Consider the following 13,124-nt stretch of genomic DNA (forward strand, 5'->3'; position numbering starts at 1 on the left):
CAGAGTTTCGAGGAGGTTCTGGTTTGCTTAATGAATCGGCCGGTGCATAACGCCGAATCGTTCTGCCATAGCGCACAACCGCTTATCCAGCGTCCAGATTTGCGCCCGAGGCGTGACCAGGGTCGAAGCAAGCAGCATTAAATCGACAAGGCCACAACCCATGCCATACAAACGTTCACGCTGGATAAGATCTACGGTTTCCTGAACGCTAGCTTGTTGAGCCTGTTTCAGCCTACCAAGCCAGGACAGAGTCTGGTTGCGACTCGGAGGGGTCCCGCAGGCAATTTCACCAACGATTAGCCGATGCGTTAATACCTGATCAAACTCAAGAAGACGAACCAGGGCATCGTTGCCGTGACGAAAGTGATCGACCCAAACCGATGTGTCGACTATCACCTCGCTCAATCTGGAGCCTCCACGCTGCGCCGGGGGATATCTTGCATTTCGGGCATGGTTGCGCCAAGCGCTGCGAGTCGCTTGGCCGATTGGACTCGAATGAAGGTCTTCACTGCCTCTCTGAAAAGCTCATTCCTATCCATCGCCGGATCGGCAACTTCCAGCGCCTCTTCGTACAATGCGTCATCAATCGTAACGGTTGTTCTCATCTGGAATCCTCATTACATCAATATTGATGCCATCATGCATCAGGACCAATGAAGAGACAAACAAGACCGCGCGTCTATACTCACCACATTCCAGAAGCTCCAAGTGCGCGAAGAGCTGACCGAGCTGTGCAGGGATTTGATAGAGCCGCCTAAAGCTCTCCGCGCCGCGCCATGTCGCCTATGCGGTCAGCCGTGCGGCAGGCGATAGCCTGGATGGTGAGTGACGGATTAACACCGCCGGAAGTTGGAAATACCGAGCCGTCGCAGATCCACAGATTGCGGATATCCCAGCTGCGGCAATCGGCGTTGACCACGCTGGTGCGTGGGTCATCGCCCATTCTGGCGGTGCCCATCAGATGCGCGGTGCCCTCGGTCTCGGACCATATCTCGCGTGCGTCGATGCCTTCCAGACCGCCACGCAAAAAACGCATCGCATGATTGATCAACCGCAGATCGTTATCGCAGAAGGAATAACTGACGCGCGCGATGGGCAAGCCGTAGGCATCGCGCTCGTCTGCCAGGCTGACCCTGTTGCGTTCCTGGGGCAGCGTCTCGCCGACAATCTTCAGGCCCACCTGATGATTGTACTTCTCCATCTCATCAACCAGCGCCTGGCCCCACAGACCGCGATTGCCGACCTGGGTTTCGGCCCAGGCGGCCGGCAGCGGCCCCTGACTCATGAAGGCATAACCACCGAAGAAGTCCTTGTTGTCGTCGCAGTAGTTCCAGTGTTCGCTGATAGCCAGTGAAGGTGGGCCCTTGTACCAGCGGATTTCGTCGTCGACCAGCCCCCAGGCCGCCTGGTTGCTGTGCACCATCAGATTCTTGCCGACCAGTCCTGAGCTATTGGCCAGCCCATCCGGATAACGCGGGCAGGCCGAATTAAGCAAAAGCCGGGGCGTTTCAATGGCGTAGCCGGCTACCACCACATGACGGGCGCGCTGGAAATGCCAGCTGCCATCCCGGTGATAATGCACACCACTGGCCAGGCCGTCCGGACCGGTCTCGATGCGTCCGACCATAGCCAGGTCACGCACCTCCGCGCCGCCTTTCAGCGCCCGCGGCAGCCAGGTATTCAACACGCTCTGCTTGGCATTGGTTGAACAACCGGTCACACAGAACCCCCGGTAAACGCAGGGCGGCGCTTGGTCCCGCGGTGCCGAGAGTGTCGCTAACGGGGTTGACGTCCAGTCGATGCCTTGCGCTTCACAGGCGCGCGCCAGGGCCAGCGCCGAGGCGTTGAGCTCGTGTTGGCGATAGGGATAGCGCGGACGCTTGGGTCCCCACGGATAGCGGACCGGACCCGAAATACCCAGCACCTGCTCAACTTCACGGTAGTAGTGCCACATGTCTTGCCAGTCAATCGGCCAATCGACGCCATAGCCCAGCAGACTGCGCGATCTGAACCATTCAGGACGGAACCGCAGCGATACCATGGCGTAATGCACAGTACTGCCGCCAACGGCCTTGCCACTGTTATTGGTGCCGAGCACCAGCGGGTTATCGCCGCTGCATACCCGCTCATCGGTCCAGAACAGCTTCTGCTGATGTTCTTCATCGGAGGCGAATTCCGACAGCGGCCGCCACCATGCGCCGGCGTCGAAGGCCACCACTGAAAAACCTGCCTCGGCGAGTTTCGCAGCCAGCGTACCGCCGCCCGCGCCCGTACCGACGATGGCGAAATCCACCGGCTCGTCGAGCGGATACTCGCGCATCGGCACCCAACCGGTCGGGCTGAACACATCCGGCGCGCGTCCGCCACGGGCACGCGGTGTTTCCAGCGCCTCGAGATACAACTCAGCGGACATGGCGATTCAACTCCCGCGCTCTGGATTCAGCCCCTGGCCTGGCTTCAGCAGGTTCCCAGGCGTCACGGTGATTGGCGCCCAGACGTACATAGCCCCGGGGCGCTGCGGGGCCGCCGAACCCTACTTCATTCCAGGCTACCGGGTGGCGGTAATAGGCGGCGGCGATGTCGTGCGCCAGGCGCAGACTGAAAAACAAGCGAGACGGCATGCCCTGCCAGGCAGGGTGAACCAGGTCGCCGGCCTGCGCATCGGCTAGCAGCTCGTCCTGTTGCGTGCGGCTCAGCCCGGCGAAGCCTTCAGCATGGCGATCCAGCGCTTCGGCATCCAGCGCGGCCAGGCCGATGCGCCAGGCTTGCCGGAACGGGGGCAGCCGCGCGTCCCGATAGCCGTCACCGTGGTCGGCAAGCAAGCGCGCGTCAATCAGCGCCGCCAGGGGTACCTCGGGCCGATTCTGCGGTTGCGGTACGACACAGGCACAGAGCGCACACAAAATGGTCCATTGCGTGGCGTCCAGAAACCGCGGCTCACGCGGAATGGCCAGACGCGCGTCCACAATCTGTCGGGTCACGTCGTTCCAGGATGGCCCGCCCCGTTTGGACTGCACGTCATATTCGGGGTATCGCCGGCTCATGGCGCCAGCTCCCGGCCATCTTCCAGCAAGGTATGCGCGGCCAGCCCGGCGAATGCCAGACCGGTGAAGCTCGGCGGAGCCGGTAAGGGCGGGCCCGCTTGCAGGTTCTGTCGCCAGTTGCGCCAACCGCCGTGGTTGCGGGCAATACCCAGCGCATGGAAACCCGCGCCCGCAAGCCCCATTACCGCAGTGAAACGCAGGACCAACCGGGACAACCAACGCAACCGGCCGTATGCCGGACCCGCCGCTACGGTGGCGACCAGCAGGCCGGCGGCCAATGGGGGAGCGCTTACCGGAATGTACATTGCCGGGTTCTGAAAGGCGCCGCGAAAATGCAACAGACCAGCCTCCAATGCCGTGCCGAGCAACCCGGCCGCAGCCATCAACCCGACCGATTGGCCAACCGGCAAGCCGAATATCCGCGGGATAAAGTCCTGTGTCTCACCACGCAGGCGCTCGGAGAAGTAACCCAGTACTCCGGACAAAACCAACGCAGAGGGTGCACCAACAGGCGCCGCGTAGAACAGATTACTCCAGCTCAACCGGCCCGGACGCTTGCCGATGTTGTAGAGATGGAATGCGGTCCCGGCCAGACCGGTTCCTATCGTGCCGACGTAAACGGCGTTGCGCAGCGGGTTATTGCCAGCGCGGGGATCCTGCTGCCCCTGCCCGCTTATCACCAGCGAGAGCACCGAGGTCACTAGCGGCGTGTACATTGCGCGATTCTGGAAATCACCGCGGTAGTGTTCCATCGCGCTGTCCGCCGCCACGGAGAACGCCAGCAAACCTGCGCCACGGTTCAGCGTGTGCGCCGCGTCCAGCATGACGTGTTCCCGCCCGTGGGTATGCAACAGACGGCCCCGTCCTGGCCGCTCGTGTCTCTGCCAGAGCAATGACGCCAGGCTCAAAAGCGTGGTGACGCCGGCTGCCAGCGCCCTGAGCTGGGTTCTGGAGAACATCGCGACTCCTTAAATTCCGTCAAATTCTGTCGGGTTGCGTCAGATTGCGTAGCGCCGGGCATCGGCGTGGCGAAATTCCAACCCGTGCCCGGGCTGATCTAGATCAGGCCTGATCACCCCTTCCCGGGCCTGCGGGGCGTCTTCGAAGAGCATGCTTTCAAGCCGCACATGGTCCTGAAACCATTCGATATGGCGCAGACGCGGCGCAGCGCAGGCCACGTGCCGATGCAAGGCCGGCGCGCAATGCGCCGAAAGGTCGACATGGAACGCCTCGCACAGCGCTGCCGCCTGCAGAAAGCCGCTGATACCACCGCAACGCGTCACATCGGCCTGCAGGACATCAACCGCGCCGCTTTCAAGCAGACGGCGGACATCGTCAGGGGTGTAAGCGTATTCACCAGCGGCGATATCCATCGGCTGGCCGGAGGCACCGATGGCATCGCGTACGGCGCGTAGCCCGCGCACATCGTCGGAACTGACTGGCTCTTCGAACCAGCTCACCTGTGAATCGGCGATCCGGCGGGCGAAAGCAATAGCGCTGCGGCTGCTATGCGCTCCGTTGGCGTCGATAAACAGACCGGCATCGCCTATCGCCTGTCGCGCCTCCTCCACACGGTGAATATCCGCAGCCGGGTCCGCGCCCACTTTCATTTTGACCCAGCGGCAGCCGTCATCCCGCGTCCAGGCTGCGAGCTGCTCACACAGCGAGATGCCGGCCTGGGTAGTGAAGCCACCGCTACCGTAGACAGGGACCGATTCGCGTCTGGCGCCCAGCAGCCGCACCAGCGGCAGACCGAGCAGCCTGGCCTTGAGATCCCATAGCGCCGTATCGACGGCGGAAATGGCGCAGGCGCACAGCCCGGAGCGCCCGAGATTGCGCACGCTAGCCCACAATTCATCGAGAATGGCACCGATATCCAGCGCGCTGGCAGCTTCAAGCGCCGGACGCAGCTGCCTGTCGATCAAAGGCACCAGCGAAGCATCGGCGTAGGTATAACCCAGCCCGGTTTCGCCTGCGGCCTCCAGCTCGACCAATACCAGCGTGGTGGCGGCCCATTGCAGCGTGCCGTCCGCCTCGGGCGCCTCGGTCGGGAGGCGATAAGCCGAGGCGCGCACGCTGCTGATCAGCGGAGCGGGGGACAAACTCATTGCCCGCCCTGGTCCTTCCCGCTACTGCTGTCGTCAGCCTGTGGCAGCACGCCCCCAAGCACCTGTTTGACTGTCTGGGTGATGATGCCGCGCTGGTCCGGATCGCCCTGCAACAATGTCGAAGCGTATTGTTTGGCCTGCTCCAGCTTGATGTGCGGCGGCAGCGGCGGAACGTCCGGGTCAGTCTTGAACTCGATCAACACGGGTCGATCGGAAGCCAGTGCCTCCTCCCAGGCTGCCGCTACACGGTCTTCACTGTCGACATAGATGCCCTTCAGTCCGATCGATTCGGCGAACTGGTGATAAGGCACGCTGGGAATACGCTGAGCCGCTTCGTATTTGGGATCGCCCTCCATGACCCGCTGCTCCCAGGTCACCTGATTGAGATCCTCGTTATTGAATACGGCGCAGATCCACTGCTTGTTGGTCCACTCCTGCCAATATTTGGCCACTGTTATCAGCTCGGCCATGTTGTTCATCTGCATCGCGCCATCGCCGACCAGAGCAATCACCGGCCGATCAGGATGGGTGAACTTGGCGGCTATGGCGTAGGGCACACCAGCACCCATGGAGGCCAGCCCGCCGGACAGCGAACACATCATGTCGCGGCGGATCTTGATGTCGCGGGCAAACCAGTTGGCGGCAGACCCTGAATCGCAGGTGATGATTGCGCGGTCCGGCAGGCGCGGCGACAGTTCGAACGCCACCCGCTGCGGATTGATCGGGTTGGCCGATACCATTGCGCGGGCTTCAAGGGTCTGCTCCCAGTCGGCGCGCCAGCCTTCCACTTCCTTGCGCCAGCTGCGATCGGTCTTGTCCTGCAACAGCGGAAGCAACGCCTGCAAGGTCTCTGCGGCGTCGCCCTCCAGATTCACCTCCATCGGATAGCGCAGGCTGAGCATATCGGCCTTCAGGTCTATCTGCACGCCGCGCGCCTGGCCTTCTTCAGGGAGAAATTCGGAATAGGGAAAGCCCGATCCGATCATCAGCAAGGTGTCGCATTCGGTCATCAGCTTGTAGCTGGGCTCGGTGCCAAGCAGGCCGATCGAGCCCGTCACCCAGGGCAGATCGTCGGGCAGCGCAGCCTTGCCCAACAGCGCCTTGGCAACACCAGCACCGAGTTTTTCCGCGATCTGAATAACTTCGTCAGTGGCCTGCAGCGCGCCAGCGCCCACCAGAATGGCGACTTTCTTGCCTTCATTCAGCACTTCCGCAGCCAGCCGCAGATCTGCCTCATAGGGCACCACCCTGGGGCGGCTGTAACCGATACCGGAATGGATAGTGCCGTGGGAGCGCTCAGGTTCGCTGTATTCCATCTCCTGGAGATCGTTAGGCAAAATAATTGCGGTGACCTTGCGTTCGCCGTAGGCGGTGCGAATGGCCCGATCGACCAGGTGGCGCACCTGCGAAGGCGCACTGGCTTGCTGCACAAAGGCACCGGCGACGTCCTTGAACATGGACATCAGATCCAGCTCCTGCTGGTAATGGCCGCCCAGACAGGTACGCGCCTGCTGTCCGGTTATGGCCAGCACCGGCATGTGGTCCATGCGCGCGTCGTAGAGTCCGGTCAACAGATGCGAAGCGCCCGGGCCGGACGTGGCGATACAGACCCCGAGACCGCCGGAAAACTTGGCGTCAGCTGAAGCCATGAAGGCCGCCATTTCCTCATGCCGGGCCTGAATGAACTTGATTTTGCCGTTGGCTCGGCTGAGCGCGCCGAACACGCCGTTGATGCCGTCACCGGGGTAACCGTAGATGCGGCGTATACCCCACTGGTAAAGCCGTTCGACAAAATATTCGCTGACTGTAGCCATGGGAACCTCGCTTGATCTGGATGTGACTGCATGCAGACAAAGAGAGGCTGACCGCAGGCCGCTGAAGAAGCGCGCGCCCGGGGAGAATGGTCTTGACTGGCTCAGCCTCAAATGCCTGTCATGAGGTTGTGACCGGAGAGTAGTCTGAGGGTTTCCCTGATTCGGTTAAAGTCGACGATCGCGCGTAGGCATCTTGAGGACCCGCCCGGAATCAAGACTCGATACACGGTGCGTGTCCTGGGGGTGTAGCGCGCCTGCGCTACGCCAAACTCGGGAGCCGCTCCAAACCCCGTCGGCGCGCAGGCGCACGCCAACCCCAGGTTGACCCCGCTTCGTCGGCGCGTCCGAACGCGGCCCGAGGCGCACGCCAACCCAAGGAAAACCACTCGGCAGCCGCTACGCCAGCTGAAAAAATGCAGCACTTCCTAGCAGCGCTCCCCCTGGGGGTGTAGCGCGCCTGCGCTACGCCAAATTCGCGAAGAGCACCAAACCCCATCGGCGCGTCCGAACGCGGCCGGAGACACTTGCCCCGAGAAAAGGGGATTTATCGGGCCAGCTCCGGCCGATCACGGAAGTATGCCAGCGCCTCGGGATTTGCCAGCGCATCAGTGTTTTTCACCGGCCGGCCGTGGATCGTCTCGCGAACCGCCACTTCCACGATCTTGCCACTGACGGTGCGCGGGATATCGGTGACCGCAAAGATGCGCGCCGGCACATGCCGCGGTGTGGCATTGGCGCGAACTACCTGGCGGATACGCTGTTCGAGGGCCGCGTTCAGCACCACCCCATCCCGCAACCGCACCGCGAGCACTATCCGCTCATCGCCCTGCCAGTGCTGGCCAACGGCGATGGATTCGAGCACTTCATCGACCTTCTCCACCTGCCGATAGATTTCGACGGTACCGATACGCACCCCGCTCGGGTTGAGCACCGCGTCGGACCGCCCATGAATGATCAGCCCGCCGTGCGGCGTTTCCTCTGCGTAGTCACCATGCGCCCAGACACCGGGGAACCGTGCGAAGTAGGCCTCGTGAAAGCGACTGCCGTCTTGGTCGCGCCAGAAGCCGACCGGGACGGAGGGAAACGGACGCGTACAGACCAGCTCGCCTTTCTCGCCGTGGACGCGCTTGCCCTGCTCATCCCACACCTCGACCGCCATACCCAATCCCGCGCACTGCAACTCACCGGGCCACACCGGTAGTACCGGATTGCCCAGCGCGAAGCAGGAGACGATATCCGTACCGCCGGAGATGGAAGACAGGCACAGGTCCGCCTTGATCTCACGGTAAACATATTCAAAGCCTTCCGGTGCCAGCGGCGAGCCGGTCGACAGCAGTGTTTTGAGGCGGCTCAACTGATGGGTTTCGCGGGGTTTGCAGCCTGCCTTTTCCAGCGCTGCGATATAGCGTGCGCTGGTACCGAATACGCTGATGCCCTCTGCGTCGATCAGATCCATCAGCCGTTGCGCTTGCGGCTCGAAGGGCGAACCGTCGTACAGCACCAGCGTGGCGCCTACCGCCAGGCCCGAGACCAGCCAGTTCCACATCATCCAGCCGCAGGTGGTGAAATAGAACAGGGTGTCCTCCGCCCCGAGGTCGGTATGCAGACCGTGTTCCTTGAGGTGCTGCAGCAGCGTGCCGCCGGTGCCGTGCACGATGCACTTGGGCACGCCCGTGGTACCGCTGGAGTAGAGGATGTACAGCGGATGACCGAAGGGTACTGCCACGAACTCCGGCTCGCCGCCGGGCTGACAGAAATCCTGCCACAGGCTGGTGGGTACAACGGATGCGAAATCTGCTGAACTTGCCTCGGCGTGCGTATAGGGCACCAGCACCAGCCGCTCCAGCGACGGCAGTTGAGCGAGGATGTCTTTGAGCTTGTCGGTGAGATCGATCTGCTTGCCGGCGTATCGATAGCCGGCGCAGGCGATCAGTACTTTGGGCTCAATCTGACCGAAACGATCAACCACACCCTGAGTGCCGAAGTCCGGCGAACAGGATGACCACACGGCACCCAGGCTGGTCGCAGCGAGCATGCCAACCACCGTCTGCCAGGTATTCGGCATAAAGGCGGCAACCCGGTCGCCTGCCACGACACCTGCTTCACGCAGCGCCCGCTGTAGTCCGGCAACATGGGCGCTCAGTTCGGCGTAGGAAAGCTGCTCACGATGCCCGTCCTCGGCGATGGCAACCAATGCCGGATGATCATCCCGGCGGCGCAACAAATGCTCGGCAAAATTCAGCGTCGCGCCGGGAAACCATTGAGCGCCCGGCATGGCATCAGCATCCAGCAAGACGTCTGTGGCGGGAGTCGCAAAGCGCACATCGAAAAAATCCACAATGGCCTGCCAAAAGGCGCTGCGCTGCTCCATGCTCCAGGCGTGCAGCGCAGGATAGTCGGCCAGTTCAACTTGATGGCGCTGTTCAACATACCGCCGAAAGCCGTCCATGCGGCTGGCAGAGATGCGGTCGGGTGAGGGCGTCCAGAGCGGTGCGGACATAACGTAATCCTTCAGGCTTTAGCCAGGCTGGCTTGCGCGACACGCGAGCCGTTCGGCTTGTCGAGCAGGGTGCAGATGCGTTGTCCGGCAGCTATCACCTGGTCCAGATCGACGCCGGTATGGATACCCAGCCCGTTGAGCAGATACAGCACGTCTTCTGTGGCGACATTTCCCGTGGCACCTGCGGCGTAGGGGCAGCCGCCGAGTCCGGCAACCGAGCTGTCGAATACGCTGATACCTTCCAGCAGTCCGGCGTAGATATTGGTCAGCGCCTGGCCATAGGTATCGTGGAAGTGGCCGGCCAGCTGCTGACGCGAGATATCGCGGCCGACAAAATCGAACAGGCTGCGCGTCTCGCCGGCGGTGCCCACGCCAATGGTATCGGCCAGGCACACCTCATAGCAGCCCATCGACAGCAGCTCAGTGGCGATACTCGCCACCTGCTCAGGCGGCACCGCGCCCTCATAGGGGCAACCCAGCACGCAGGAGACATAGCCGCGCACGCGCATGCCGTGCCGCTGCGCCTGCTGCATGAGCGGAGCGAAGCGCGCCAGGCTTTCGGCGATGGAGCAGTTGATGTTTTTCTGCGAGAAAGACTCCGAGGCGGCGGCAAACACCGCCACCTCCTTCACACCCGCCGCCAGCGCCGCGTCCAGTCCCTTGAGGTTCGGCGCCAACGCCGCATAGATCACGCCGGGACGCTGCTTGATACCGGCGAACACCTCGGCGCTGCCGGCCATCTGCGGCACCCACTTGGGCGAGACGAAGCTGCCCACCTCGATATATGGCAGACCAGCGTCGGTCAGGTCATCGACCAGCCGCACCTTGTCCGCAACGCTGATTGGCTGCTTCTCGTTCTGCAGCCCGTCGCGGGGGCCCACTTCAACAAGGCGTACCTGGGTGGGCAGGCTCTGATTCATGCTGTTGTCCTTTAATGATGCTCAGGTTTCGCTGCGCTGTTGGGCTTCAGTGGCGCTGTGCAGATCTATCAATACCGCGCCTTCGGCAACCATCTCGCCCTCAGCGTGGAAAATATCACGCACCTGACCGGCGGCTGGGGCACGGATACTATGCTCCATCTTCATCGCCTCCAGCACAACCAGAGGCGCGCCAGCTGTCACCTCATCCCCGGCCTTCACCAGTACCCGAACGATGTTGCCGTTCATCGGCGCAGTCAGGCTGCCCTGCGGCGCAACGGAAGCCTGCACTTCCGCCAGCGGATCGACGGCCCGTACCGCCAGCCAGTCGTGGTGCCACTGCAAGTAGAGCGTCGCGCCCTGGCGAATGTACTGTGTAGCAGCGGTTGCGGCATGATCGGCGAAGGGGACTATTCGCCTACGTTCGCCAGCGCAGCTCAGATGCAGCGGCTGGGAATTGCTCAGGCCCGCGCGCCAGCCATTGAGGCGGGTCCAGGGCGAATGGATATCATCGTCCCGCTGGATGGGCGGCTCAGTGGCCAGCCATGCATCGGCGGCAACCTGCCAGAACGCACCAGGCAAGGGCTCGGGAGCGGGCAGCAACTGCGCCTCGTGACGCGGGATGAAGCCGGTATCCAGCTCTGCCGCGGCAAAGGCGGGATGGGAGATGATCCGCGTGAGAAATGCCAGGTTGGTGTGCAGACCGCCAATCACCGTCTCGCCGAGCATTTGCAGCAACCGGCGCCTGGCCACTTCCCGCGTCTCGCCCCAGGCAATCAGCTTGGCGAGCATCGGATCATAGAAGGGCGAAACCTCGTCGCCCTGTTCAACGCCGCTGTCGACTCGACGGCCGGGGCCCGCCGCCGGCTCACGGTACAGCTCAAGCCGGCCCGTGGACGGCAGAAAGCCGCTGGCAGGATCCTCGGCGTAAAGCCGCACTTCTATGGCGTGACCATTGAGCGGCACCTGAGACTGACTTAACGGCAGCGGCTCACCCTCGGCAATGCGTATCTGCCAGGCGACCAGATCCAGCCCGGTAATCGCCTCGGTCACCGGATGTTCGACCTGCAACCGGGTATTCATCTCCATGAAAAAGAAATCGCCACGCTCGTCGAGCAGGAATTCAACCGTCCCGGCACCGACATATCCGATCGCCTGTGCAGCCTTGACCGCCGCCTCGCCCATGGCGGCACGCAGCGCGGATGTCAGGCCCGGAGCTGGCGCTTCCTCGACCACCTTCTGGTGCCGCCGCTGAATGGAGCAATCCCGTTCGTTGAGATAGATGCAGCCGCCATGCTGGTCGGCAAACACCTGGATCTCGATGTGCCGGGGCTTGAGCAGATATTTCTCAACCAGTATCCGCTCATCACCGAAGGATGACCGCGCTTCCCGCTGAGCCGAGGCCAACGCCTCGGCCAGTTCCAATTCGGACTCGACCACCTTCATGCCCTTGCCGCCACCGCCGGCGCTGGCCTTGAGCAGCACCGGATAACCGATACGTGCCGCTTCATCCCGGAATGTATCGAGGCTTTGATCCGCGCCGTGATAACCCGGTACCAGCGGCACACCGGCTTCCTGCATCAATGCCTTGGCGGCGGATTTGCTGCCCATGGCATCGATAGCCGACGCAGGTGGACCAAGCAGGATCAGCCCGGCAGCTTCGATGGCGCGGGCGAATTCGGCATTCTCCGAGAGGAAACCGTAGCCCGGATGAATCGCCTGACAACCGCTCTGACGTGCGGCTTCGATGATGGCGTCAATGCGCAGGTAACTGTCGGCGGGCTTGGCGCCGCCCAGCCCGACTGCCATATCCGCCTCGCGCACATGCCGGGCGTTGCGGTCGATGTCGCTGTGCACGGCAACAGAGAAAATGCCCAGCTCGCGACAGGTGCGCATGATGCGGCAGGCAATCTCACCCCGATTAGCGACCAGCAGCCGATTGATCATGCTTGCCACACCGGTTTGCGTTTTTCCAGAAAGGCCTTCAGCCCCTCCTGACCCTCGGGGCTGACACGGATGCGCGCGATCGCGGCTTCGGTGTAGCGGCGCAGCGGTGTAGAAACCTCGCCCTGCTTGACCTCCAGCATCAGCAACTTGGTGGCACGCATGGCCGCTGGACTATTCAGCAGCATATTGTCGACCCAGCCCTGCAGGGCCTGATCGAGACTCTCGGCCGGATAGCACTCGGCAAGCAATCCCAGCTCGCGGGCGGTCCGGCCATCAAAGCGCTCGGCGGTCAACGCGTAACGTCGGGTAGCGCGCGCGCCTATGGCCTGCACGACAAAGGGGCTGACCACGGCTGGAATCAAGCCGATGCGTACCTCCGACAGACAGAACTGCGCTTCTTCAGCGCCGATCGCCATATCGCAACAACTCACCAGCCCCAGCGCGCCGCCGTAGGCGGCACCATGCACCACGGCCAGCGTTGGCAGCCGCAGCTGGCTGAGGCTGGCCATCAATTGCGCCAGCTCACGGGCATCGCTGAGATTGGCGTTGTAATCCAGTTCCGCGGATGCCTGCATCCAGGCCAGGTCCGCGCCCGCGGAGAAATGTCGGCCACGTCCGCGCAGAACCAGAAAGCGCAGCGAGTCGTCAGATTGCACCTGATCGATAGCCTGCAGCAGTTCGGCAATCATCGCGGCGTTGAAGGCGTTGTTCTTGTCTGGCCGGTTGAGCCACAGCGTGGCGATGCCCTGTGCATCACGTTCCAGCTCGATGGTATTGAAATCATTCATACATCT

Annotated in this window: 11 protein-coding genes; all 11 read right to left on the minus strand. The window is 62.5% G+C overall.

The window, feature by feature from the left end; translation table 11 throughout:
- Window positions 1–27: 27 nt before the first annotated feature.
- A complete protein-coding gene (locus FZE95_RS06135) occupies window positions 28–396 on the minus strand; it encodes a type II toxin-antitoxin system VapC family toxin (RefSeq protein ID WP_223824990.1) in 369 nt (122 codons plus the stop codon).
- 5 nt (window positions 397–401) lie between these two features.
- Complete coding sequence (locus tag FZE95_RS06140) at window positions 402–605, minus strand: type II toxin-antitoxin system VapB family antitoxin (protein ID WP_150299956.1); 204 nt, start codon at window positions 603–605, stop codon at window positions 402–404.
- A gap of 149 nt (window positions 606–754) precedes the next feature.
- Window positions 755–2,413 (minus strand): GMC family oxidoreductase, encoded by a 1,659-nt coding sequence (locus FZE95_RS06145; RefSeq protein ID WP_150299957.1) that lies wholly within the window; start codon window positions 2,411–2,413, stop codon window positions 755–757.
- The gene (locus FZE95_RS06150) at window positions 2,403–3,044 is read right to left on the minus strand and encodes a gluconate 2-dehydrogenase subunit 3 family protein (protein ID WP_150299958.1); all 642 of its coding nucleotides are present in this window, start codon (window positions 3,042–3,044) and stop codon (window positions 2,403–2,405) included. Before FZE95_RS06150 ends, FZE95_RS06145 begins: the two co-directional genes overlap by 11 nt.
- Window positions 3,041–4,003 carry a hypothetical protein gene (locus FZE95_RS06155; RefSeq protein WP_150299959.1) on the minus strand — a complete coding sequence of 321 codons (963 nt, stop codon included), beginning with the start codon at window positions 4,001–4,003 and terminating at the stop codon, window positions 3,041–3,043. Before FZE95_RS06155 ends, FZE95_RS06150 begins: the two co-directional genes overlap by 4 nt.
- A 39-nt stretch (window positions 4,004–4,042) precedes the next feature.
- Window positions 4,043–5,152, minus strand: coding sequence for an enolase C-terminal domain-like protein (locus FZE95_RS06160; protein WP_150299960.1), 1,110 nt, complete (start codon window positions 5,150–5,152; stop codon window positions 4,043–4,045).
- Window positions 5,149–6,966: a thiamine pyrophosphate-requiring protein gene (locus FZE95_RS06165; protein ID WP_150299961.1), complete on the minus strand. Its 1,818-nt coding sequence runs from the start codon at window positions 6,964–6,966 to the stop codon at window positions 5,149–5,151. Before FZE95_RS06165 ends, FZE95_RS06160 begins: the two co-directional genes overlap by 4 nt.
- Window positions 6,967–7,510: 544 nt before the next feature.
- The gene (locus FZE95_RS06170) at window positions 7,511–9,466 is read right to left on the minus strand and encodes an acetoacetate--CoA ligase (RefSeq protein WP_150299962.1); all 1,956 of its coding nucleotides are present in this window, start codon (window positions 9,464–9,466) and stop codon (window positions 7,511–7,513) included.
- Between the two features lie 11 nt (window positions 9,467–9,477).
- The gene (locus tag FZE95_RS06175; protein WP_150299963.1) at window positions 9,478–10,386 is read right to left on the minus strand and encodes a hydroxymethylglutaryl-CoA lyase; all 909 of its coding nucleotides are present in this window, start codon (window positions 10,384–10,386) and stop codon (window positions 9,478–9,480) included.
- A 21-nt stretch (window positions 10,387–10,407) separates the two neighbouring features.
- Entirely contained in the window at window positions 10,408–12,330 is a 1,923-nt protein-coding gene (locus tag FZE95_RS06180; RefSeq protein WP_150299964.1) for an acetyl/propionyl/methylcrotonyl-CoA carboxylase subunit alpha, read from the minus strand.
- Window positions 12,327–13,118, minus strand: coding sequence for a gamma-carboxygeranoyl-CoA hydratase (locus FZE95_RS06185; protein ID WP_150299965.1), 792 nt, complete (start codon window positions 13,116–13,118; stop codon window positions 12,327–12,329). Before FZE95_RS06185 ends, FZE95_RS06180 begins: the two co-directional genes overlap by 4 nt.
- Window positions 13,119–13,124 lie beyond the last annotated feature (6 nt).

The organism is Pseudomonas profundi, from assembly GCF_008638305.1.
Classification (GTDB): domain Bacteria; phylum Pseudomonadota; class Gammaproteobacteria; order Pseudomonadales; family Pseudomonadaceae; genus Halopseudomonas; species Halopseudomonas profundi.